Genomic DNA, 23,810 nt, shown 5'->3' with positions numbered 1-23,810 from the left:
TCACCTCGTGACGGAAGAGTGGTCGGACGGTGCGGTGGGGGTGCTGCCGGGGCGGAGCAGGCGCAGGGCCAGCCGGGCCTTGCGGGCGAGGTCCACCCAGGACGCGTAGCTGAAGCCGAGGCGGTAGCCGCCCGCGGTGGCCGGCGGGATGCGGTCCAGCGGTACGGCCGTGCCCTGTGCCAGCGCTTCGAGCTTGGCGAGCAGTTGCGCGTAGCTCGGCGCGGTCAGGTAGCCGGTGCCGGGGTCGTCCGGTGAGGCGGAGGCGGCGGGCCGCGGGGGCTCCTCCTCGGCGGGGGGACGGGGCTGGTCCTCGTCGTCGGGCACGTCGTCGTCGCGGCGGATGCGCAGCGCGTAGCCGTAACCGCTCTCGATCTGCGGGAGTTTGACCCGTACGAGGTCCTCCGCCGCGGGCTCGCGCATGCCCGCGACGACCTCGGCGGCCCGGATGGCGCCGTCGGCGCCGTAGAAGAAGGGCACGCCGGGGCGGTGGACGGGGATGTCGGCGTCGGCGCAGCCCACACCGTCGATGACGGCGAGGACGGTGTCGTCCTCGGTGACGCGGTCGAGCGGCTTGATGACGAAGAAGGCGGCGCCCTCGCCGGGGATCAGGCCGGCCACGTCGTGTCCGGCCTCGGCCAGGCGACGTTCGAAGAGCTTGGTGAACTCCGGGGTGAGGTTGGCGTGTACGCCGCCGACGAGCGCGGTCCCGCACTCGCCCTGCTCCAGGTTCCGCTTGGCCAGGCCGAGCGCGGTGCCGAAGGAGCAGAGGTCGTCGTCGATGACGACGCCGGGGCCGCGCAGGTCGAAGATGTTCTGGATACGGCCCGCAGTGATGTTGTCCATGTAGCCGGGCAGCGCGTTCTCGCGGATGGGCGGAATGTAGCGGTGCACCTCCTTGGTGTAGCTCTCCACCAGGGCCTGCCGGGTCGCCTCGTCCAGCGCCCGGTAGGCGGGCACCTCGGACAGCGCCCGCTCGAACTCCACCAGCCGGATGCGGAAGTTGCGGATCAGGCCCGCCTCCAGGCCGCAGGTCGCGCCGACGAACACGCCGGTGTCCACGCGGTCCCCGGCGGGCACGCCGTACTGCTCCAGCGCCTGGCCCGCGGCCATCACGGACAGCAGCTGTGCGCGGTCGAGGTCGGCCAGGATGTTCGGCGGGATGCGGTAGGTCTTCCAGGGGAAGTCGAGGTCGGTGACGACCCCGCCGCGCCAGGTCCCGTCCGGGTCGTGGAGGGCGGCGGCGTCGGGGTGCCAGCGGTCGGCGGGGAAGCCGGAGACGCCGGCGCCCGGCGGGCGGTCGGCGGCCAGGGCGGCGGCGTCGCGCGCGAAGGGGGTGACGCAGCCGATGCCGAGCACGGCGAGCGGCGCGTTCGCCGCGCGGCGGTGGCGCTGCGCGTGGCCCTGCTGGCGCAGCGCGGCGTCGGCGTGGTGCACCGGGTCGTACTGCTCGACGACGATGCTCGTGTTGACGCCGCCGAACCCGAAGGCGTTGGACAGCGCCCGGCGCGGCCGGCACTCCTGCGGCGCCTGCCACGGCTCGGCGGCCACCGGCACCCGGAACGGCGAGCCGGGCAGGGCCATGTCGGGCTGCGGGCTGGTGAAGGCGTGGGTGGGCGGCACGGTCTCGTGCGCGAAGGCGAGCAGGATCTTCAGCAGGTTGGCCATGCCCGCGGCGGAGAAGGTGTGCCCGGTCTGCGCCTTGACGGAGCCGAGCAGGATGGAGGCGGGCGGGGCGTTGCGCCCCTCGTAGACCTGCTGGAGCGAGGTGACCTCGACGAGGTCGCCGGTGGAGGTCGCGGTGGCGTGGGTCTCGATGTAGTCGAGTTCCTCGGGCTGGGCGTCGGCCAGTTCCAGGGCGCGGCGCATGGCGCCGACCTGGCCGCGCGGGGACGGCGCGTAGATGGCCTTGCCCTTGCCGTCGCAGCGGGTGGCGACGCCCCGGATCACCCCGGCGATGGTGTCGCCGTCTCGTACGGCGTCGCTGAGCCGCTTGAGCAGCACGGTGCCGGAGCCCTCGCCGTTGATGAGGCCGCTGGCGTCCGCGTCCAGCGGCCTGCTGCGGGTCGCGGAGAGGCCGCCGATCTTGGCGAAGCAGACGTTGCCGGTGATGTTCATGTTGCCCTGCACCCCGGTGGCCAGGACCATGTCGTGGCTGCCGTCCTGGAGGTACTTGACCGCCGTGTCGATGACGGTCAAGCCGGAGGCGCAGGCGGCGTCGCCGATCGCGGCGGGGCCCGGCAGGCCGAGCACCCTGGCGACCGCCTTGGCGACGCTGACCTGGAAGACGTTGGCGGCGGGCGAGCCCTCCGCGTCGTACAGGCGGCGCCGTACGGCCTCCGGGAACCCGCTCTCGATGGCGGCCCGCACCTCCGCGGGCAGCCGCTGGAACGGCTCGCCGTTCCGCAGGTGGTGCAGCACCTCGGTGTGGCGGGAGGAGAGGGAGGACTCCATGACGGCCTCGTCGCCCAGCATGTTGCCGACGAAGAGCGCGGTGTCGGTGGTGCTCAGCCGGCGCGGGGTGTACCCGGCCATGCGCAGCGTCTGGAGCACGGTGTCGAGCACCATCAGCTGGGTGCGGTTGAAGTCCCGTACGGCCTCCCGGCCGACGCGGGCGAGCTGGTCGAGGCCGTCCGGGCCCCGGTAGTCGTCGAGGAAGCCGCCCCAGCGGCAGTACGTCTTGTCGGCGACGGAGCGGTCCTCGTCGTGGTAGTCCCGCCAGTCCCAGCGCTCGGCGGGCGGGGTGCCGATGCCGATGCGGCCTCCCAGGATATTCTCCCAGAAGGTGTCGGCGCTGTACGAGTCGGGCGGGAAAACGCAGCCGTAACCCACCACGGCGATCGGGTCGAAGTCCTCGAAGTCAGTCCCAGACACGGAGCTGCCCCTTCTGCTGGTGGCCGACCGGGGCCTGCTGGGCCACGGTGGCGATGGCGAAGATGTGGTCGGTGATCCGGCCGTAGCGGACGGCCGCCCCGGCTCCGGGGTCGGTGTCCGGCGGCAGGACGAGGTCGAACAGTGCGGCGGCGGTGTCGGCCTCGCGCAGCCGGGCGGTACCCCAGCCGGCGGCGAAGCCGACGCCGTACGCCTTGAGCAGCGCCTCCTTGACCACCCACAGCGCGGTGGCGCGGTGGCGGGCGGCGAAGGCCGGGAAGACCGCCTCGGCCAGGGCGGTTTCGCGGTCGGTGAAGACCGTGCGGCGCAGCGTGGGGCTGAACTCCCGCAGCGGTTCCACGTCGACGCCGACCCGGCCGCCGCTGACCAGGCCGCACACCGCCAGGCGCAGGGTGTGCGCGAGGGAGATGTCGGCGAGGTGACGGCGTACGGGCCCGGCCAGGCGCGGCGCCCCGGTGCTCAGCGCGGGCTTCCCGGCCCGCCCGCCCGGCTTGCCGCCCAGTACGGCGAACTCGCCGGGCGCCGCCGGGTGCCCCCGCCAGTCCAGCGTGAGGCACACCAGCCGCTTGGCGGCGACCCGCCCGGCCAGCCACTCCATCCGCCGCTTGGGTACGGCGATGCGGGCGAAGACGGGCAGTTCGGCGGGCCCCAGGTAGTGCGCCGGGTAGGCGACGGGGTCCGCCGCATAGTCCTCGCGCACCCGCTGGATGGGGAGCCACTCGGCGGCCACGGTGCCGCCGCCGGGCAGCGGGGTCGCGCTGCCCGGCGGGGCGGCCTCAGCCCAGGAGACTCGTAGGGCCTTCATCGCGTCCTACCTGTGCCACCACGAGGTCCGAGATGTCGCAGAGCGTGCTGCCCGCCGCGTCGAGAATCCTGGTGCCGATCCGGAGCCCGCCGGGCTTCCCCCGGGTGTCGGGGACGAGCGTGGAGTAGGTGTGCACCGTCTCGCCGGGGAGCGGTACGCGGTAGTAGTCGATCGCGGCGATCGAGACCGGCACGACGTGCGAGCCCAGGTGGTGGTAGGCCCACATCAGCGCCGTCCGCCAGGCGTTGTCGATGACCAGGGGCAGGGTACGCAGCCGGGGGGTGGCGGCGGTGGAGAAGAGGCCGCGGCCGGAGGGGACGGCGATCTCGCCCACCATCTCGCCGTCCTCGATGTCGCCGACGAAGCCCGCCCGGCGCAGGTGGCGGAAGGTCGGGCCGAAGGTGATCTGGTGGTGGGTGCGCGCGTAGAACCGCTCCAGGTCGAGTGCGGTGGCGCCGTCCAGGAGCCCGGGGAGGGAGCGGTCCGCCGGCGGCGGGGCGGCCGTACGTCCGGCGAAGAGGTAGGTGCCGCGCGAGTGGAGGCGGCCGGACTCCAGGACGCGTCCGTCGGCGGCGACGAGGTCGGAGTGGATGGCGGCCCGTACCTGGCGGGGGGTGTCGGCGCCGGCCTCGATGTCCGTGTCGGCGTCCGTGTCGGCGTCCGCCTCGATGCGCAGTTCGAGGGGGAAGTTCGGCAGGTGCTTGACGAACTTCAGGAACTCGACGTCCCGCGCCCCCACGACCGTGCGCCCCGGCGCCAGCAGCCCGGCCGCCTGGACGTGCGCCTCCATGTGCAGCACGCCGGGGAAGGTGCCGGCGCCCTTGACCTGGTGGTCGCCCAGATAGCGGTCGGCACGCGGGTCGAGCCGCTTGCGCGCCCGCACCCGGTGCTCGGTGCGCTCCGTCACCCGGTCCAGGAGCGGCAGGCCGATCCGGTCCCGGACGCTGCCGTCGGGGCCCACGGGGTGGGCGAGCCCGGTCCTGGCGGCGTCCATGGTGGCGTCCTGGCCGCCGTAGCTGTTCTTGCCGATCTCCCCGAAGACGAGGACCTCGGGGTCGTCGCCGCCCTGGAAGACCTCCCGGGCGAAGTGCTGCACGCCCTCCTCGACGCCGATGTAGTGCAGGCCGCGCACCTCTTCCTGGACCTTGCGTACGGATGCGGTCGCGGCCATCCCCACGTCGGCCCAGCCGGTCCAGCAGAGCGTGAAGACCCGGACGTCCGGGCGCCGCCGGGCCAGCAGGGCGGAGAGCTTGGCGGCGAGGTCGGCCCCGGCCGTGTAGTCGACCTGGCCGTCCATGCCGAAGCGGCCGAGGAAGGAGCCGAAGAGGCAGACGAACTTCAGCTCGTCGTCCTTGACCGCGTGCCACAGGTGGTGGGCGCCGTCGGCCTTCACCCGTACGACGTGGCGTGCGTGGTCTAGGGGCTTCTTGGGCACCGTGGCGACGGACTCCAGCCCGGCGGCGTGCACGACGCCGTCGATGCGCCCGTACCTCTCCCGTATCCCGGCGATGGCCGCGGCCACCTGGGCGCCGTCCGAGACGTCGCACACCTCGTACGAGGAGAGGGGGTTGAGGGCGCGCAGCTCGGCCAGATTGCGGGAGAGAGTGCGGGAGTTGGCGAGGCCCTCGAAGCGCTTCATGGCCGCGGCCGGGGTGAGGGCGGGGTCCTCGTTGCGGGCGCGGCGGACCCAGTCCCCGCGCAGCGCGGCGAAGGCGGCGTCGTCCAGGGCGGCGGGGTCGAGGCCGGTGGGGCCGGTGCCGGCGGGGCCGAGGGCGGCGGCGTGCTCTGCCAGGGCCCGCCACTGGGCGCTCTCCTCGGCCGGACGGGTCCGGCCGAGCACGACCACCCGTACGCCCGCGAGGCGCGCGACCTCCTTGGCGCACTCGTAGGTGATGCCGCGGGAGCCGCCGGAGAAGACCACCACGCTGCCGGGGTCGAGCCGCAGCGGCTCCTGCCCGGGGCCGGTGCGCAACTCATGCGGGACCACCTGGACGATCTTGCGCAGGCCGCGCACGTAGCCGACCTCGACGCCCGGTTCGGCGTCGGTGGTCAGCTCGGCGAGCAGGGCCTCAGCCGTACGGGCCGTGCCGCCATCGGTGAAGTCGACCACCTTCACGCGGGTGTCCGGTAGTTCCAGGTCCAGGCTCTTGGCGAAACCCGCGGTGAGCCCGCCGAGCGGGTCCATCGCGCCGTCCGCCTCGATGCCGAAGACCCCGCCGACGCGGGTGGCGGCGAAGTAGCCGCCGCCGGTGCCCGCCTTGGCCAGGTCGGCGAAGTACGCCTTTGCGGCGAGGAGGTTGACGGTGAAGTGCTGGTCGGCCTCGGCGCTCCAGTCGGCCGCCGGAAGGTCGAAGGAGGTGGCGGCATCGGCGGCGGACGCGGGGCCCGCGCCGTAGGGGTGCAGGTTGAGGACGGCGTGGACGCCGGACGCCGGACGGGCCTCCACCAGCGCGCGGGACAGCGCGGCGGGGTCGCAGAAGTCGGCGTGCGAGGTGCGCCAGCCGTCCAGGGCCGCGCCCTCGGGCGCCACCACGGACGGTACGGCGCCCCGTTCGGCCAGCAGCGGCAGGACCGCGCGGGCGAGGCTGGTGTCCGGGCCGGTGATCACCACGACCGCCTTGCCGTCCAGGGGGACGGCGCGGGCGCCGGGGTGGTCCAGCGGGCTCTCGACCGCCAGGGGTACGTAGCGTCCGGCGACGCGGTCGACCGTACGCTCCAGGATCGCTGGCAGGACCGGTCCGGCGGGCGGGGTGCCGGGTATGTGGCTCTCGTCGGAGCCGTCGTCGGCGGTGGAGTCGCCGGCGCGGGCGGAGCGCGGGCCGCGTCCGGTCGAGGCGCGGAGTTCGGCGACGAACGCGGCGATCTTGCGCAGGGTGTTCAGTTCGGCGGTGTCCAGATCCTCCACCACCGGCAACGCGAACTCCTCCCGCACCGCACCCAGAATCTCCGCCTGCTTCACCGAATCGATCCCCAGATCCGCCTCCAGATCAAGATCCGCCTCCAACAGATCCGCCGGATAACCCGACTTCGCCTCCGCCACCTCCCACACCACACGCTCCACCTCAGCCACCTCGGCAGCCGACGGCACACCCGACGGCACCACGGGCTCAGGCTGTACGGGCGCCGGGCGCTGGGCGGCGCGGAGTTCGGCGACGAACGCGGCGATCTTGCGCAGGGTGTTCAGTTCGGCGGTGTCCAGATCCTCCACCACCGGCAACGCGAACTCCTCCCGCACCGCACCCAGAATCTCCGCCTGCTTCACCGAATCGATCCCCAGATCCGCCTCCAGATCAAGATCCGCCTCCAACAGATCCGCCGGATAACCCGACTTCGCCTCCGCCACCTCCCACACCACACGCTCCACCTCAGCCACCTCGGCAGCCGACGGCACACCCGACGGCACCACGGGCTCCTCGGCGGGCGCGGCAGCAGGCTCGGCGGCGGGCTCAGGCAGTACGGGCGCCGCCGCCGCAGGCACCGGCACCGGCACCGCCGCCCCGCGCGCCGCCTCCACCAGCTGGTCGAGCAGGTGCCCCAGCGGCGCGTCCGCGTCGGTGGAGACGGGCGTCCCGGACAGGCCCAGATGCGTGCCGAGCGCCACGGCCAGTTCCGCCCGTACCCGGTGGCTGAGCCCCAGGCCGGCTCCCATCAGCTGGGCCGGGTCGAGGAGCCGCACCGGGTAACCGGTGTAGCGCGCGGCGACCTTGAGGAGCCCGGCCTTGGTCTGGGCGGCGGTCTCCCGTTCCGCGGCGGCCTCCGGCACTGCCTCCTCCCGCCGGTTCCGCTCCGACGTACGCCGCTCCCCCTCCGCCGCGCGCAGCCCGTGCACCTCGGCGAACGCGGTGAAGCGGCGCATGCTCTCGACGGCGCCCAGGGACTGGATGTTGGTCGGGCTGACCAGCACGTCCTGGTCGGCGAGAATCCGTTCGGCGAGCCCGGAGAGGATCGACCGGGGCCCCACCTCCACGAAGGTGTTCACGCCGCTGTCGTGGAGCTGCGTGACCAGGTCGTGGAAGCTGAAGGGCGTGACGAGCTGACGGGCCAGCAGGACGGGCAGGTCGGGCACGTCGTGCTCGGTGTAGAAGTCCCCGATGACCGTGGAGAGCACCGGGGTGCGCGGCGCCCGCCAGTCCAACTCGGCGAGAGTGCGCTCCAGTTGCGGTACGGCGTCCTCCAGCAGGTCGGAGTGGAAGCCGTGCGAGACCCGCAGCCGGGTGGCCTTGATGCCCCGTTCGGCGCAGAGCTGCGCCGCGCGGTCGATGGTGGCCGAATCGCCCGAAAGCACCGTCTGATCAAGGGAGTTGACGATGCTGCGGGTGATGTAGCCGCCCTGTCCGCGCATCAGCAGCAGCAGCCGGGCGAGCTGCTCGCGGCTGCCCTCGCTGTCGGTCTGGAGGCTCAGCATGCCGCCCCGGCGCTCGGCGGGTACGGCCTTGACCGCGCGGCCCCGGCCGTGCACGGCGCGTACGCCGTCCTCCAGTGAGAGCGCCTCGGCGGCCACCAGAGCGGCGATCTCACCGAGGCTGTGCCCGATGTGCACCTCGGCGCTGACGCCGAGGTGTTCCAGGAGCCGGTGCACGGCGATGCTTCCCGCGAAGATCGCGGGCTGCATGACCTCGGGGTCCAGCAGCTCCTTGGCCGGGTCGTTGCCGCCCGAGGTGAACACGCGGCTGGTCAGGGTGTGCCCGGCCAGCGCGCGGTAGGTCTCGTCGATCGCCTCGAACGTCTCGGCGACGACGGGGTGTTCGGCGATCAGGTCGGCGAACATGTCGGGGTACTGCGCCCCGTGCCCGGGGAACAGGAAGGCGCTGCGCAGCTGGGCGCCCGGGGCCCCCAGGTAGACGCCCTGGGCCTGGAGGGCCCTTCGCTGCGAGGCGGCCTCTTCGCCGCGCCGGACTTCGGTCTCGGTGATACTCACGTGGTTCTCCCCCTCAAGCCAGTACGTCGTGCCGCCGTGCGGCGTCACCCAGAAGTTCGACCGCGCGGTCCACGTCCTCGGTGGTCATCGCGGCGGTGACCGTCGCCCGGAAGCGCGCTCGCCCCTTGGGCACGGCCGGGAAGATGGCCCCGGAGACGTACAGGCCGTCGTCCATCAGCTCCCTGGACATGCGCAGGGCGGTCTCGTCGTCACCGATGAGGATGGGGATGACGGGGGTGACGCTGCCCATCACCTCGAAGCCCAGCCGGATGAGCCCGGAGCGGAAGCGCATGGTGTTCTCCCAGAGCTTCTCGGTGCGCCAGGGCTCGCGGCGCATCAGCTCCAGCGCCTTGAGCACGCCGGCCACGGTCGGCGCGGGGAGGCTCGCGTTGAACATGTAGGCGTGCGCGGAGTGGCGCAGGTACTCGACGAGGTCCGCGCCCGCCGTGACGAACCCGCCGACGCCGCCGAGGGTCTTGCTGAAGGTGCCCATGGTGAGGTCGGGGACGATGCCGTAGTGCTCGCCCGCACCCCGGCCGTGCTCGCCGAGGAAGCCGGTGCCGTGCGCCTCGTCCACCATGAGCATGGCGCCGTACGCCTCGGTCAGCCGGTGGATCTCGTCCAGCGGCGCGATCTCGCCGTCCATCGAGTAGACGCCGTCGACCACGACGAACTTCTTGGCCGCGTCGGCGTTCCGCTGGAGGACGTACTCCAGCTTCTCCATGGAATTGTGCGCGAAGATCTTGACGTTGCCCTCGGCCAGCCGGCAGCCGTCCAGGATGCTCATGTGGTTGAACTGGTCGGTGATGACGACGGTCTCGTTGTCGCAGAGCGCTGAGATGGTGCCCAGGTTGGCCAGGTAGCCCGAGCTGTAGGTGATCGCCGCCTCGGTGCCCATCCAGTCGGCGAGCCGCTCCTCCAGCTCCAGGTGGAGCCGGGTGGTGCCATTGTTGAGGCGGGCACCGCAGGCGCCGGACCCGTAGGTGTCCAGCGCCTCCTTGACCGCCTTGTTGATCTCCGGGTGTCCCACGAGTCCCAGGTAGTTCCCGCTGGTCAGCATGATGACCTCGCGGGTGTCGATCTCCGACCGGCCGCCGGGCGCGGCGGTGAAGGGCTGTTCGAAGGTGTAGAAGCCGCTGTCCTTGAGCCCCCGGATGCGGTCGTTGACGGACGCGAGGGTCCGGGCGTACTCATCCGTGATCATTCGTGATTCCCCTCTCGGTACGTCGCGCACCGCGCTGCGGATCTGCGGTCAGGCGGTGGCGACCGTCATCCCGACAGAGCGGGGCCCACGGCGTGCGGATACGCCGTGCACGCGCCGTGCACGCCGTACGCGCCCCGGCGCTACTCCGGGGCTCGGCGGCGGGCGAGCGCGGGTCCAGTGCGCGGCTACCCGGGTGTGGGACGAAGGACGTCGACAGGTCCCCACGGGGAGGACCGAAGGAGGATCGCCGTGGTCGAGGCGAAGACCGTACGCAGCCGGGACGGCACCATCCGCGCCACCCACACCGTCCGTGCCGCACGCGCCGCAAGCACCGCCCGGGCCGCCGGCTCGGCGGCCGAACTGGTCGCGGGCTGCCGGGCCGGTGACCCGGGCGCGTGGGCGCGCTTCGTCCAGCGCTACCGCGCCACCGTCTGGAAGGTGGCCCGCTCACACGGGCTGCGGCCCGCCGACTGCGAGGACGTCTGCCAGCTGACGTGGCTGCGGCTGGTCGAGAACATCGGCTCGCTGCACGACCCGGCCAAGGTCGGCGCGTGGATCGTCACCACGGCGCGCCGCGAGGCGCTCAAGGTGTCCGGCAGCGGCGTCAAGTACCACCTCGTCGAGGATCTCTCGGACTTCGCCCAGGAGACCTGTCATCAGGCGACACCGGAGGAGACCGCCCTGCGCAGGGCGGAGGGCGACCGCGCCCGCAACGCCTTCCGCCATCTGCCCAGGCGCCACCAGGCCCTGCTGGGCCTGCTGCTGTCCGATCCGCCCCTGAGTTACGACGCGATCAGCGCGGCTCTCTCGATGCCGCGCGGCTCCATCGGTCCCACCCGAAACCGCATTCTCCGGCAAGCCAGGGACTTCCTGCGCGACATGTGAGAGGACGCACCATGAGTGCCCAGACACAGGGCCATCCTGTCCGTACCTTCGTCATCGCCGCCGTGGCGATGTTCATCACCTCCCTCGACAACCTCGTGGTCACCACCGCGCTGCCCGCCATCCGCGAGGACCTGAACGCCGGGCTCGACGAACTGGAGTGGACGGTCAACGCGTTCACCCTGACCTTCGCCGTCTTCCTGATGACCGGCTCCGCGCTCGGCGACCGCTTCGGCAGGCGCCGGCTGTTCATGGTCGGCGTCTCGATCTTCACGCTCGCCTCGGCGGGCGCCGCGCTCTCCACCACCGCCAACGAACTGATCCTGGCCCGCGCGGTCCAGGGCGTCGGCGGCGCGATCGTCGTCCCGCTGACCCTCACCCTGCTCTCGGCGGCGGTGCCGCCCGCCAAGCGCGGCGCCGCGCTGGGTGCCTGGGGCGCGATCGCCGGACTGGCCATCGCGCTGGGCCCGGTGGTCGGCGGCGCGATCGTGGAGGGCGCGTCCTGGCAGTGGATCTTCTGGATCAACGTGCCGCTGGGCATCGTGCTGCTGCCGCTCTCCAAGGTCTGGCTCGCCGAGAGCCGGGGCGCGAACACCAAGCTCGACATCGTCGGCACCGCCCTGCTGAGCGTCGGACTCTTCGGCATCGTCCTCGGCCTGGTGCGCGGCGGCGCCATCGGCTGGACCTCGGGCGAGGTGCTGGCCGGGTTCGTTCTCGGCGGCGCGCTGGTGCTGGCCTTCCTCGTCTGGGAGAACCGCACCGAACACCCGATGCTGCCGCTGGGCCTGTTCCGGGGCCGTGCCTTCGCGATGACCAACCTGGCGTCGCTGATGATGTACTTCGGTATGTTCGGCGCGATCTTCCTGATCGCGCAGTTCCTCCAGACCGCGCAGGGCTACTCGCCGCTGGAGGCGGGGCTGCGCACGCTGCCGTGGACGGCGATGCCGATGGTCGTCGCACCGATCGCCGGGCTGCTGTCCGACCGGTTCGGCGGACGTCTCATCCTCACCGCGGGCTTCGTCCTCCAGGCGATCGGCCTCGGCTGGTTCGCGCTGGTGGCCACGCCGACGGTCAGCTACGCGACCATCGTCCCGCCGTTCCTCATCCTGGGCGTGGGCATGTCGCTCTTCTACGCCCCGGTGGTCAACATGGTGTTCTCCTCCGTACGGCGCGACCAGGAGGGCATCGCCTCCGGCGTCAACAACTCCGGACGCGAACTGGGCGGCGTGCTCGGTGTCGCGGTGCTGGCCGCGGTGTTCGCCGCACAGGGGAACTACGAGTCGCCGCAGGGCTTCGTCGACGGAGTCGTCCCGGCGGTGTGGGTCGGCGCCGCGGTGGTGCTCGCGGCCGGTGTCGCCTCGATGCTGATCCCCGGCGGTCTGCGCCCGGTCGGCGCCCAGGGCGCGGCCCCGCAGGGGGACGAGCCGCAGGAGGACCGGCCGCGGGCGGCCGGGCCGGACGACGTACCGACGGCGGCGGAGGCGGAGGTGGCGGAGGTGGCGGCGGAGACGCCCTCGGACGGGGCCAAGCAGGTCCAGGCCGTGTGACCGGCCCGGACCCCTCGACCGGGCGGCCGGCCGCTCCGTCCCCCGCGACGCCGGCCGCCCTACCCGTCCGACCCGCCCGTGGAATGGGAGATGCCATGGCTCTGGAAGAGACCCTCTGGAAGATCGTCAGCGGCTCGCCCACCGCGGAGGAACTGGCCGCTCTGACCGCCGTACTGAGCGCACTGCACCGCCGCGCCGCACACCGCGCGGACCCCTCGCCCGCCGTCCCGTTCGCCCACTGGTCGCACGCGTCGGTACCGCCCACGGGCGGCTCCTGGCACATCGCCGCGGCGGCCTGAAGCCCCGGCACGGCCACGGCGCCCGCTCCGTCCCCTCACGGGGGCGGGCGGGCGCCGCCGTACGGGCGCCGGGCGACCGGGGCGGTCAGGCGGCGCGCCTGCCGGGGAAGCCGTGGGTGCGGGCGGCGAGCACCACGGCCAGGACCGGGACCAGCAGCAGCAGGATGCTCCACGGGAAGGACGTCGTACCGAAGGCCCCCAGCAGGACCCCTCCGACGACCCCGCCCGCCGCCATCGCCGCGTTCCACAGGGTGACCAGCATCGCCTGCGCCGCGTCCGCCGCCTCGCCCGCCGCGTCGCCCGCGGCCGTCTGGAGGAGGGTCGGCGCGCCGCCCCAGCCCAGCCCCCACAGCGTCACCGCGACGTAGACCAGCACGGGGCTCCCGGCGAAGACCGCCAGGATCGCCGCCGCCGCGCCGACCAGCAGCGTGCTGGCGAGGGTGAGGGTGCGCAGCCTGCGGTGGATGTGCACGCCGACGATCCAGATGCTCAGCATCGAGGCGGCGCCGAAGACCAGCAGCACGACGTCGGTGGAGCCGCCCATACCGAGGCGGTCCAGGAAGGTGGCGATGTAGGTGTAGAGGATGGTGTGCGCCAGGACGAAGACGAGTGTCACGGTCAGCACCGGCGCCACCCCGGGCACCGCCAGCGTCCGCAGCACCGGGGTCCGGCCGCCCTGCCGGGTGCCGGGGTGGTCGGGGACGGTCGCCGTGATCCAGGCGAGGACGACGACGGCGAGGACGGACATCAGCCCGAACGTCACCTGCCAGCCGAGCAGTTCGCCCAGGAAGGTGCCCGCGGGCACGCCCAGCGCCAGTGCCACCGGGATGCCGGTCATCACGATCGCGATGGCCCTGCCCTGGAGGTGTACGGGCGCCATCCGGCGGGCGTACCCGGCCAGCAGCGCCCAGGCCAGCCCGGCGGCCACCCCGGCGGCGAAACGGGCCGCCATCGTCAACGGGTAGTACGACGAGACCGCGGTGACGGTGTTGGCGACGGCGAAGGCCGCCATCGCCGTCAGCAGCAGCCGCTTGCGCCGCCAGCCCGCGGTGGCGGCGGTGAGCGGGATCGCGGTGAGCGCCGTGCCGACGGCGTAGATCGTCACCGACTGGCCCATCGCCGCCTCGCCCACCCCCAGGTCGCCGCTCATCGCGGGGAGCAGTCCGGCGGGCAGTGTCTCGGTCAGGCTGGTGAGGAAGACGGCCGTGGCCAGCGCCAGCAGCGCGGGTAGCGGGAGCCCGCCGTCCGCCGCCGGGCGCCGCCCCGTTCCGGCGCGGGGGGCCTTGGTCGTCGTGCGGGTGTTCGGCATGACGGGGGTGCCGCCTTTCGCGTGGTGGGGTGGGCAGGTGGCGGGGGGTTTCCGGCGCCGCTGTCGGGACGACTGTGCCGGTGCGCGCTTCGGGGACGCTGAGGGTGCGCTGACGGCCGCGCTGACGGACGTACCGGCCGACCAGGGTGCGGGCTGTGTACGGTGCACTCATGCGGTTCGGGGTACTCGGTCCACTCGCGGTATGGGACGACGCGGGGAAGCCGGTCAGGGTCCCCGAGGCGAAGGTCCGGGCGCTGCTGGCCGGTCTTCTGGTGCACGAGGGCCGCCCGGTCTCCGCCGACCGGCTCGTCGAGGACCTGTGGGGGCGCCGGCCGCCCGGCAAACCGGCCAACGCGCTCCAGGCGAAGGTCTCCCAGCTGCGCCGGGCAATCGGCCGCGACCGCGTGGTGCACCAGGCACCCGGCTACGCACTGCGCCTGCGCGACGCCCGAGCGGAGGCGGGAGCCGCGGCCGGCGCGGTGGACGCGGCCGACGTGGTGGACGCGGATCTCTTCCGCGCCCTGGTCCGGCGGGCCCGTCCGGAGGCCGACCCCCGGGTGCGCGCGGCCCTGCTCACCGAGGCGCTGGAGCTGTGGCGCGGGGACGCGTACGCCGACTTCGCGGACGAGGAGTTCGTCCGTACGGCGGCCCGGCGGCTGGCCGAACAGCGGCTGGCCGTCGTGGAGGAGCAGGCCGAGGCCCGGCTCGAATCCGGCGACCGCACCCTGCTTACCGGCGAGTTGGCGGACCTGGTGGCCCGCCACCCGCTGCGGGAGCGGCTGCGCGCCGTGCAGGTTCGCGCCCTGTACCTGGCGGGCCGCCAGGGTGAGGCGCTCGCCTCGTACACGGAGCTGCAGGAGCGGCTGGCGGACGAGCTGGGCGTCGACCCCGGCCCGGAGCTGACCGCGCTGCACGAGGCGCTGCTGCGCCAGGACCCGGCGCTGGGCCCGGCCGCCCCGGGCCGCGCCCCGGCCCAGCCCGTCGACGCCCCGCCGCACGCGAACCTGCCCGCCCCGCTCACCCCGCTGATCGGCCGCGACGCCTCACTGGACGCGCTCGGCCGTACGCTCGCCGCCCACCGGCTGGTCACGCTCACCGGCCCCGGCGGCGTCGGCAAGACGCGGCTCGCGGTGGAGGCCGCCACCCGGCTCATGCAGCAGCCCGACGGCGGCGTCCCCGACGGGGTCTGGCTTGTCGAACTGGCCGGTCAGCGCGGGGGCGTGGACGAGCTGGCGCAGGTGGTCTCCGCCGTGCTGGGCATCCGGGACGACGCGCCCTCCGGCCTCCCCGGGCTGGGCGGGGCGCGCGCCGAGCCCGCCGACCGGCTCGCCGCCGTACTGCGCGAGCGTCACACGCAACTCGTGCTGGACAACTGCGAGCAGGTCGTCGGCCCGGCCGCCGAACTCGCCGCGCTGCTGCTGCGTGCCGCGCCCGGCCTGCGCATCCTGGCCACCAGCCAGGAGCCGCTGGGCCTGACCGGTGAGGCGGTCTTCCTGGTGGAACCGCTGGAACCGGCCGACGCCGCCCGGCTGTTCGCCGACCGCGCCGCGGCGGCGGCACCCGGCTTCGGGACGGACGAGGCGGCGCGGGAGGCCGTCGCGGAGATCTGCCGCCGCCTCGACGGCATCCCGCTCGCGCTGGAACTCGCGGCCACCCGGGTACGCGCCCTGGGCGTGGGCGAGTTGGCCGCCCGGCTCGGCGACCGCTTCCGGCTGCTCACCTCGGGGCAGCGGGGCGCGCCCGCCCGCCAGCAGACCCTGCGCGCGATGATCGACTGGAGCTGGGAGCTGCTGAGCGCGCCGGAACGCGCCGTGCTGCGCCGCCTCGCCGTACACCGCGACGGCTGCACCCTGGAGGCCGCCGAGGCGGTGTGCGCGGGCGAGGGCGTCTCCCCCGGCGAGGTCCTGGACCTGATCACCCGGCTGGTCGGCCGCTCCCTGGTCGTGACGGCCTCCCCGAGCGAGCGCCCGCCGACCGGCGGCGGCCCGCGCTACCGGCTGCTGGAGTCCGTGGCCGCTTACGCGGCGGAGCGGTTGCACGAGTGCGCGGAACTCGACGGCGTACGGGAGCGGCACCTGCGCCATTACCTGGCGCTCGCCGAACGTGCCGAGCCCGAACTGCGCGCCGCCGGGCAGCGCGAGTGGCTGGACCGGCTCGACGCGGAGGCGGCCAACCTGCGGGCGGCGCTCGACGAGGCGCTGCGGCACCCCGGCAGCGGCGAGGCTGCCCGGCTCGCGCGGGCGCTGGCGTGGTGGTGGCTGCTGCGCGGCCGGCTCGGCGAGGCGCACCGCGCGCTGTCGGCCGTAGTGCACGCCGCTCCGTCCGACACCGCCACCGCTCCCGGTACCGGCACCGTCGAACTGGCCCTGCTCCGCGATGCGTTCGTCCTGCTGACCGGCAGCCCACGCCCGAAGGCCGTACGGGTGGCGGCGGCCCGGCCCGAGACGGCCGGGGACGCCGCGCGGCACGCCCGCGCGCTGTGGCTGTACGCGTACGGCCTCTTCAACGCGGGCGGCCCGGCCGCCGGGGAGGCGGTCAACGCCCTGGCCCTGGAGCACTTCACCGGCGCCGGGGACCGGTGGGGCACCGGCGCAGTCCTCGGTCTCCGCGCGATGCACGCCCTGCTGCGCGGCGACCTGGCCGCCCTGGGCCGCGACGGGCTGCGCAGCGCCGAGATCCTGCGCGAACTCGGCGACCGCTGGGGCGAGTTGCAGACCGTGCAGCCACTCGCCGCGCTCGCCGAGATCAAGGGCGACTACGCGGAGGCCGCCCGGCGCCAGCAGGAGGGCCTGCGCATCGCCCGCGAACTGGGCCTGGGCGCGGAGGTTTCCGTACGGCTCTCCGGGCTCGGCAGGCTGGCCCTGCTCGCCCGCGAGTGGCGCCGCGCCGCCGAACTGCACAAACGGGCAAGCGAATTGGCCGCAGCCCAGGGCTTCACCTACGGCGTCATCCACGCCCGGATGGGCCTGGCCCTGGGCGCCCGCCGCACCGGCGATCTGGACGGCGCCGAACGGCAGTTGCTGCGCATCCGGGACGGGTACGCCGAGGTCTCCTCGGCGGCGGGTGACCATCTGCTGCACGCGGAGCTGGGCTTCACCGCCGAACTGCGCGGCGACGGCGCCCGGGCCACCGTCCACCAGCTGCGCGGCCTGGAGATCGCCCGCTCCCTCGGCGACCCGCGCGCCCTGGCGCTCTCCCTGGAGGGCCTCGCGGGCGCGGCCTTGTGCTCCGGCACCTCGGACGCGGCGGAGGGCACCCCCGCCGGGCACGCCGCCCTGCTGCTCGGCGCGGCGGACGCGGCTCGGCGGAGCGTCGGCGCGCCGCTGCCGCCCGCCGAACGCGCCGACGTCGACCGGATCACGGATGCGGCCACCGCCGCACTGGGCCCGGCCGCCTTCGCCGCCTCCTTCACCTGCGGCGCCGCCCTCTCCTCCGCCACCGCCGCCCACACCGCGCAGAGCGCGGCCCGGGCCGCACCCCAGCCGCCGCCCCCGTAGCGCCGGGACGCGCTCCGCTTCCGGCATCCGTCGGCGGCAGCTGCTTGACAGTAGTTATATGCACATGCAAGATTATTCCCACGAGCCGGAGCACCGAAGACGGCAACACGGACAGGATTTGCATGCATGTGCAGGCAAATTAAGCAGAGACACATCAGGCACAGACGGCGTAGGAGGTGGACTGCTCATGCGGGCTGACAGAAGCGAGTGGGCGGGCGACGCGCCCGAAGCGGTGCGGCTGAGCTGTCGCACCGTACGCCTCCAGGGGCGGAGCGCCCGTACCAGGACTCCCCCGCCCTGAGCCGGGCCCGACGGCAAGCAGAACGTCCGCCCCGCAGCGTCGCCCCCGACGCCCCCTCACTCCCCTTCATCCTCATTCATCCTGATTCACCGCAGAGAAGGACCTCCCATGCACTGGCTCTACCTCGCCATCGCCGTCGCCTTCGAGACCGCCGTCGCCATCGCCGCCGGAAAGGCCGAGGGCTTCAAGAACCGCAAGTGGACCGGCATCACCCTGCTCAGCGGGGCCGCCGCGACCTTCTTCCTCAGCAAGGCGCTGCTGACCTTCGACGTCGGCGTCGGCTACGCCCTGTGGACGTCCGTGGCCGGTGTCGGCATCACCGTCCTCGGTGCCCTGTTCTTCGGCCAGCGCCTGAACTGGAACAAGGCGATCGGCATCGCCCTCGTCATCGGCGGCGTCGTCGGCCTCCAGCTGAGCGGTTCCGCCTGAGCCCGGCCCCGGCCTCCCGAACCCGGCCCCTGCTCCGCCCCCAACGCATCGCAACGCCTCGCACCACCCCGCAACGCGCACCCACCTGACGACCTCCCCACGTAAGGACTCATCTCCCATGTCCCACGCACCCCGGAGTTCCACCAACGCCTGGCTCATGCTCGTACTGGCCGGAGTCTTCGAGATCGGCTACGCACTCGCCGTCGGCGGCAGCGAAGGCTTCACCATCCTGACCTGGTCCCTGGTCGCCGTGGTCTTCTTCCTGCTGACGCTCTACTCGCTGAGCCTCGCCCTGCGCTCGATCGACGTGAGCATCGGCTACGCCGTCTGGGCGGGCATCGGCGCCGTCGGCGCCGCGGTCTTCGGCCCGCTCTTCTTCGACGAGACCCTCACCGTCGCCAAGGTCGCGTGGCTGGCGGTCATCATCGCCGGGGTCGTCTGGCTCAAGCTCGCCGACCGCACGAAGCCCGAGCCGGCTGCCGTGACACGGGAGCCGAGTCCTGTCGCGGACCGGGCCGAGGCGCTGCACGCCTGATGTGTTCCGGTGACGCGCCGCAGGCGCCCGCCGCCCCTCTCCGACAGGGGCCGCGGGCGCCTCCGGCGTGCCCCCGCCGTTCCGCCCGGGGCGCCCCCGGGGCGGTCGGGGCGTCCAGAGCGGTCAGGGCATCATCGCGGCGCCCCGGGCGGGGGTCGCCTCGGCGCGGGCGATCACGGACGGGACCGCGATGCCCGGCAGGAGCAGGTTCCACATCTGCTGGGTGCGCTCGGGAAGGTCCTTGCGGCCACTGGCGACGTTGGAGTACATCTGCATTCCGGTACAGGCGGAGACCACGAACTCCGCGACCGCGACGGGATCGATGCCCGGCTGCAACTCGCCTTCCTCCCGCGCCTCCCGCAGGTACTCCGCCATGATCCCGCGGAAGTCCGCGTACGGATCGGCGTTCAGCGCGCCGCTCGCAGAGGCCTGTTCGTTCGTCAGCCGTACGCCGGCCCGGAGCAGCGGGTCGCGCTGGAGCTGCCACGACCACACGAGGGTGAGGTCGATGAGCCGCTGCAGGCCCCCGGCCGCGAGCAGCGGGACGATGGTCCCCGGCTGGCTGTTCATCACCGCCTTGGCCAGGTTCTCCTTGGAGCCGAAGTGGAAGTAGAGCGCCCCTGCCGTCACACCGGCGCGCTGGAGGATGCGGGTGATACTGGCCCCCGCGTAGCCGAACTCGTCGAAGACCTCCGCGGCTGCGTGCAGGAGCACGCGGCGGGTCTGTTCGGCCCGCTCCTGTTTGAGTTGCGCCATCTCGGCCCACCTTTCCAAAACGAATGCTCTTTACGTTATCCGAGTCGGGCCGCACTCCAGCCGTGTCCGCTGTGCACGGCTTCGGCCCGCTCTGCGCCTGGATCGCCCCACGAGCGCGCTTCCGCGTGCAGGGAGCGACTCAGCCGCACCTCTGCGTAGCAACACCTGGTGGGCGGCCCGCCCCGCGACAGGTCAACGCCCGGCAGACATGCCGAAGTCGTCCGAGATCGGCAAGTAGCAGCGGGATGCTGTGCCCCGGCGTCCCGGGGCTGCTGCCATGGAGTGGTTGCTTTCCTCCGCGCAGAAGGGAGATCCCGCAGGATGCGCACCACGACACTGGGCAGGGACGGGCCGGTCGTCGGCCGGCTGGGGCTGGGGGCGAGGGCCCTTTCGCCCCGCCGCGCCCCGGCGCTGAGAGGCAGGCGCAAGGCCGTCTCGCTCGTCCAGGAGGCGGTGGACCTCGGGGTCAACCTCGTGGAGACGGCCGGCGCCTACGCGGCCGGGGACAACGAACGGCTGGTCGGCGAGGCCATCCGCGGACGCCGGGACGAGGTGGTGCTGTGCACCGGCGGCGGACTGCTCGGCGGTGCGGACGGCGTGCTGCGCCCGGCGGGCGGTCCGCGGGAGCTGCGGGACGCCGTCGACGAGAGCCTGCGCCAGCTGCACGTGGACCACGTCGACCTCTACCTGCTGCGCGGCGTCGATCCCGGCGTACCGCTGGAGGAGAGCTGGGGTGCGCTGGCCGAGCAGGTCTGGGCGGGCAAGATCCGCATGCTGGGGCTGCCCGCCGTCACCGTGCGGGAGGCCCGGGCCGCCGAAGCCGTGCACGAGGCGGCGGCGATGGCCGCGGAGGTGTCGCTCTTCACGCGCCGCGGGCTTGCGGACGTCGTCCCGTACGCGGTGGAGCGCCGGATCGCGCTGCTGGCAGGCGCCCCGCTCGGCCGCGGTCTGCTGGCGGGCGCGCCGCCCCGGTCTGCGGAGTCCCGGCCCGAGGAGTCCCGGCCCGAGGAACTGCCCCCAGGCGGCTGGGCGCGCGCCCAGCCCCGCCGCGCCCCCGGAACCGTCCGCCACAACCTGGCGCTCCTGCGGGCCGTCGCCCAGGTGGCCGCCCGGCACGGGGTCACCCCGGCACAGGTCGCGCTGGCCTGGCTGCTGCGGCTGGGCGAGCACGTGGTGCCGCTGCCCGGCACGAGGGTGCCGGAGCATCTGGCGGAGAACCTCGGCGGCGACCGGGTCCGCCTGACCGAGCAGGACCTGACCGAACTGGAGTTCCTTTCCCGTCCGGCAGGCGCCTCCCCCTCGTGAGCCGGACCCGGCTCGCACCGCACTCCGCCGTCCCCGCCCTTCCCTCTTCTCTGGAGTCCTCCGCATGACGACCTCTCTCGCACCGCACGTCCGCCCCCGGCCCCAGCCGCAGCCCCAGCCGCGGGCGATGACGACGACCGACGTCCACGGGACCACGGCGCCCGGCTTCGCCTCCGTACGCCACGTCTTCGAACGGGCTTGCCGGGAGGCGGGCCCGCCTGGTTCCCAAGGGGCCGCGCTGGCGGTGGTACGGGAGGGCGAACTCGTCGTCGACCTGTGGCACGGCACCGCCGACCCGGTCACCGGGGCGCCGTGGACGGGTGACACTCTCGCGCCGGTGCTGACGGGCTCCCACGGGGTCCTGGCCACGGCGGTCCTGCTGCTCGCCGACATGGGCGCGCTCAGCCTGGACCGGCCCGTCGCCGCGTACTGGCCGGAGTTCGCGGCGCACGGCAAGGGCGCGGTGACGCTGCGGGACGTGCTGACCTTCACCGCCCGCCTCCCCGGCATGGCGCCGGGCCTCGATCAGCGGGACGTCGAGAACCCGCGCATGATGGCCGCGCTGCTCGCCATGCACGGCCTGGAGGACGACCCGCGGGCCGACGGCGTGCTGCACGGGCCATGGACCGCCGGGTGGATCGCCGCCGAGGTGGTACGCCGGGTCGACGGCCGCGCGCTCGACCTGTTCTTCCTGGAGGAGATCGCGGGCCCGCTGGGCCTGGACGTCCATTTCGGCCTGGTCACCGACCAGTTGCCGCAGACCGCGCGGATCTCGTACGACGCGGACTTCACCGCCCGCCTCCAGGCGGCGGACGGCGGCCCGGCGGACCTCTTCGAACGCGTGTGGCACAACCCGTCCCCCTTCCCCGCGGACGCCGGGGTGTGGAACGAGGCCCGGCGGCGCCACGCGCTCGTCCCCTCGCTGGGCGCGTACGCGTCGGCCCGCGGCCTCGCCCGGCTCCAGGGCGTGCTGGCCGAGGACGCCGTACGGGCCCCGGGCGAGCAGCCGCTGCTGCTCTCGCGGCGCACGCTCGACCAGGCTCGGAGCTTCTGGGCCGAGGGGCTGGACCCGCTGCTGGGCGGGGTCAGCGCGTACGGCGAGGGCGGCCTCCGGCTCCTCGGCGAGGGGAGCCATCCGGCCGTCCGCTCGGGCGCCTTCGGGCACCAGGGTCCCGGCGGCGTCGCCTATCAGGCCTGGCCGCAGGCCAGGGCCGGGGCCGCCTGGGTACGCGGCCGGCTGACGGCGGACCTGGACGCGCGGGTCCTGGAGGCGGCGGCGGGCGCGGTGGCGGGGGCAGCGGCGTCGCGGGACGCCTGAGCCGGGCCGTAGCCGCTTGTGACCTCGGCAAGTGGTCGTCGTCTCACGCAAAAACATAACGAGCATTCTTTTTATTTGCTACTGTGCCCATCAAGCTCATCGACGCCATCTGGAAGGGACCCGCTGTGACGACGACGCACCAGATGCCCGACATCGTGGCGGGCCGGCCGCCAAACGAGCTGTCCCGGCGCCTCTTCGGCCATCTGCACCGCTCCGACCAGCAGCGCTGGGGGCACGTGTACCTCCAGGGGCTGCTGCGGACGGAGGGGAAGAAGACCGTGCGCCGGATGGCGGCCGTCGTGACCGGCTCGGAGGCGGCGTCGGCGGCGCTGCACCAGTTCGTCAACGCCAGCCCGTGGCCGTGGGCCCCGGCGCGCGGCGAGCTGGCCCGCTGGGCCGCCCGATCGCTGCCGGTACGCGCCTGGACGCTGGCACCGGCGGTGCTGCCCAAGCGCGGCAGCTGCTCGGCCGGGGTGCACCGGCGCTTCCTGCCGGAGACCGGGCGCACCGTCAACTGCCAACTGGGCCTCGGCCTGTTCCTGGACGCCGGGCACGCGCACGTACCGGTCGACTGGCGGCTCTTCCTCCCTCCCCGCTTCACCAGCGACGAGGCGGTGCGCGACCGGGCGAAGATCCCCGCGACGGCGGAGGCCCAGCCGCTGTGGGACCACGCCCTGCACCTGGTCCGCGAGATGACCTCCCGGTCGGACGGGCAGGCGGCGCCGGTGGTGGCCGACCTGACGGCCCTGTGCGACGTCGTGCCGCTGATCCGGCGGCTGCACGCCGGCGGGCACGCCTTCGTCCTCGCCCTCCCGGGCCAGACCACCCTGGCCGAGGCGGAACTGCCGCCCGGCGAACGGGAGTCGGTACGCGGCCTGCTGCTGCGCCGGGGCATACGGCACCCGGCGGGGGCGGGCCGGCAGGTCCTCTCGTACGACACGGCGGTGCCCGGACCGGGCCCGGACGGCGAGCGCGGTCACGGGACAGGCCGGCTGCTGGCCGAGCGGGACGCGGGAAGCGGGCGCCCGGGGCGGATCTGGCTGACGAACATCACCGACCGCCACCCGGCCGAACTGCTGGAGCTGGCCCGATCCCCCCAGGGGGCGCAGGATGCGATCCACCGCATGGGCGAGGACTTCGGCCTCCTCGACTTCGAGGGCCGGTCCTTCCCCGGCTGGCACCGGCACATGACGCTGGTCTCGGCGGCCTACGCCAGCAGCACCCTGGAGGACGCACGCACCGACTCCTTGCTTGCGCCTGCAAGCGCCTAGCCCCGTACGGGGACCCTTCGATCGATCCCGACCCTCCCCAGATGATTGCATGAACATGTATCTTGGGTGTTCATCTCAGTCGATACGGGGAGCCGCTCCATGACCGTCCAGCAGCAGCCGCGCGCCGCCTCCGACCAGGCCATGTGGGAGGCCGTCCTCGGCCTGCACGCCTTCGTGGAACGCCAGCTCGCGCACGCCTTGCAGCGCCGCTACGGCGTCGGCCTCTCCGAGTACCGCGCACTGGAGGCCCTCACCCAGGCCGAGAAGGGCGAGCGCCGCATGCAGGAGCTGGCGGACCACATCGGCCTGAGCCAGAGTTCGGTGACGCGCCTGGTCGGGCGGCTGGACAGCACCGGCTACGCCCACAAGGACTACTGCGCCGACGACAAGCGCGGCGTCTACGCCGTCATCACCGACGAAGGCCGCAAGCACTACCAGGACGCCCGCGCCACGTACGCCGACGTCCTCAGCTCGGCCCTCAACACCGCGAGCAACGACGCGCAGTACGCCCGCGCCGTGCAGGCGCTGCGCAGCGCCGTCTGACG

General features: G+C 73.7%; 16 protein-coding genes. 10 read left to right on the top strand and 6 right to left on the bottom strand.

What is annotated here, in order from left to right; genetic code table 11:
• From H299_RS33370 to H299_RS0110675, 4 genes are read right to left on the bottom strand one after another with little or no spacing between them, the layout of a single operon-like run.
• Complete coding sequence (locus tag H299_RS33370) at positions 1 to 2,871, bottom strand: beta-ketoacyl synthase N-terminal-like domain-containing protein (protein ID WP_051262311.1); 2,871 nt, start codon at positions 2,869 to 2,871, stop codon at positions 1 to 3.
• The gene (locus tag H299_RS0110685) at positions 2,858 to 3,694 is read right to left on the bottom strand and encodes a 4'-phosphopantetheinyl transferase superfamily protein (protein WP_027748406.1); all 837 of its coding nucleotides are present in this window, start codon (positions 3,692 to 3,694) and stop codon (positions 2,858 to 2,860) included. The genes H299_RS33370 and H299_RS0110685 overlap by 14 nt, the downstream gene beginning before the upstream one ends.
• Positions 3,666 to 8,612 (bottom strand): SDR family NAD(P)-dependent oxidoreductase, encoded by a 4,947-nt coding sequence (locus H299_RS0110680; RefSeq protein ID WP_158692314.1) that lies wholly within the window; start codon positions 8,610 to 8,612, stop codon positions 3,666 to 3,668. Before H299_RS0110680 ends, H299_RS0110685 begins: the two co-directional genes overlap by 29 nt.
• Positions 8,613 to 8,625: 13 nt before the next feature.
• A complete protein-coding gene (locus tag H299_RS0110675; RefSeq protein WP_027748404.1) occupies positions 8,626 to 9,816 on the bottom strand; it encodes an aminotransferase class I/II-fold pyridoxal phosphate-dependent enzyme in 1,191 nt (396 codons plus the stop codon).
• Between the two features lie 249 nt (positions 9,817 to 10,065).
• Between H299_RS0110675 and H299_RS33365 the strand changes: the two genes are divergently transcribed.
• The 3 genes from H299_RS33365 to H299_RS0110660 all read left to right on the top strand — a co-directional run bounded on the left by H299_RS33365 (position 10,066) and on the right by H299_RS0110660 (position 12,544).
• Positions 10,066 to 10,701 carry a sigma-70 family RNA polymerase sigma factor gene (locus H299_RS33365; protein ID WP_051262310.1) on the top strand — a complete coding sequence of 212 codons (636 nt, stop codon included), beginning with the start codon at positions 10,066 to 10,068 and terminating at the stop codon, positions 10,699 to 10,701.
• Between the two features lie 11 nt (positions 10,702 to 10,712).
• Complete coding sequence (locus H299_RS33360; RefSeq protein WP_078512618.1) at positions 10,713 to 12,245, top strand: DHA2 family efflux MFS transporter permease subunit; 1,533 nt, start codon at positions 10,713 to 10,715, stop codon at positions 12,243 to 12,245.
• Positions 12,246 to 12,340: 95 nt separating this feature from the next.
• Positions 12,341 to 12,544, top strand: coding sequence for an acyl-CoA carboxylase subunit epsilon (locus H299_RS0110660; RefSeq protein WP_027748403.1), 204 nt, complete (start codon positions 12,341 to 12,343; stop codon positions 12,542 to 12,544).
• 85 nt (positions 12,545 to 12,629) lie between these two features.
• Here the strand turns inward: H299_RS0110660 and H299_RS0110655 are convergent, their stop codons facing one another.
• The gene (locus H299_RS0110655) at positions 12,630 to 13,853 is read right to left on the bottom strand and encodes an MFS transporter (RefSeq protein WP_027748402.1); all 1,224 of its coding nucleotides are present in this window, start codon (positions 13,851 to 13,853) and stop codon (positions 12,630 to 12,632) included.
• Positions 13,854 to 14,023: 170 nt separating this feature from the next.
• On the opposite strand from H299_RS0110655, the gene H299_RS0110650 reads away from it, so the two are divergent.
• From H299_RS0110650 to H299_RS0110640, 3 genes are all read left to right on the top strand, one after another.
• Positions 14,024 to 17,350 carry a BTAD domain-containing putative transcriptional regulator gene (locus H299_RS0110650; protein WP_027748401.1) on the top strand — a complete coding sequence of 1,109 codons (3,327 nt, stop codon included), beginning with the start codon at positions 14,024 to 14,026 and terminating at the stop codon, positions 17,348 to 17,350.
• Positions 17,351 to 17,759: 409 nt separating this feature from the next.
• Positions 17,760 to 18,080 carry a DMT family transporter gene (locus H299_RS0110645; protein WP_027748400.1) on the top strand — a complete coding sequence of 107 codons (321 nt, stop codon included), beginning with the start codon at positions 17,760 to 17,762 and terminating at the stop codon, positions 18,078 to 18,080.
• A 118-nt stretch (positions 18,081 to 18,198) separates the two neighbouring features.
• Entirely contained in the window at positions 18,199 to 18,615 is a 417-nt protein-coding gene (locus H299_RS0110640; RefSeq protein ID WP_027748399.1) for a DMT family transporter, read from the top strand.
• 123 nt (positions 18,616 to 18,738) lie between these two features.
• On the opposite strand, the gene H299_RS0110635 is transcribed toward H299_RS0110640, so the two are convergent.
• Positions 18,739 to 19,371, bottom strand: coding sequence for a ScbR family autoregulator-binding transcription factor (locus H299_RS0110635; RefSeq protein WP_027748398.1), 633 nt, complete (start codon positions 19,369 to 19,371; stop codon positions 18,739 to 18,741).
• Between the two features lie 321 nt (positions 19,372 to 19,692).
• Here H299_RS0110635 and H299_RS0110630 point away from each other — a divergent pair, with 321 nt between their 5' ends.
• From H299_RS0110630 to H299_RS0110615, 4 genes are all read left to right on the top strand, one after another.
• Positions 19,693 to 20,676 carry an aldo/keto reductase gene (locus H299_RS0110630; RefSeq protein ID WP_027748397.1) on the top strand — a complete coding sequence of 328 codons (984 nt, stop codon included), beginning with the start codon at positions 19,693 to 19,695 and terminating at the stop codon, positions 20,674 to 20,676.
• Between the two features lie 64 nt (positions 20,677 to 20,740).
• Positions 20,741 to 21,994 carry a serine hydrolase domain-containing protein gene (locus tag H299_RS33355; RefSeq protein ID WP_037758478.1) on the top strand — a complete coding sequence of 418 codons (1,254 nt, stop codon included), beginning with the start codon at positions 20,741 to 20,743 and terminating at the stop codon, positions 21,992 to 21,994.
• A 143-nt stretch (positions 21,995 to 22,137) separates the two neighbouring features.
• Complete coding sequence (locus tag H299_RS0110620; protein WP_486587238.1) at positions 22,138 to 23,265, top strand: IS701 family transposase; 1,128 nt, start codon at positions 22,138 to 22,140, stop codon at positions 23,263 to 23,265.
• Positions 23,266 to 23,364: 99 nt separating this feature from the next.
• Complete coding sequence (locus H299_RS0110615) at positions 23,365 to 23,808, top strand: MarR family transcriptional regulator (RefSeq protein ID WP_027748395.1); 444 nt, start codon at positions 23,365 to 23,367, stop codon at positions 23,806 to 23,808.
• The last annotated feature ends 2 nt before the right edge of the window (positions 23,809 to 23,810 follow it).

The organism is Streptomyces sp. CNH287 (assembly GCF_000424825.1).
Note: the sequence above shows the minus strand (reverse complement) of the source record. Positions and strands in the feature narration are given on the sequence as shown.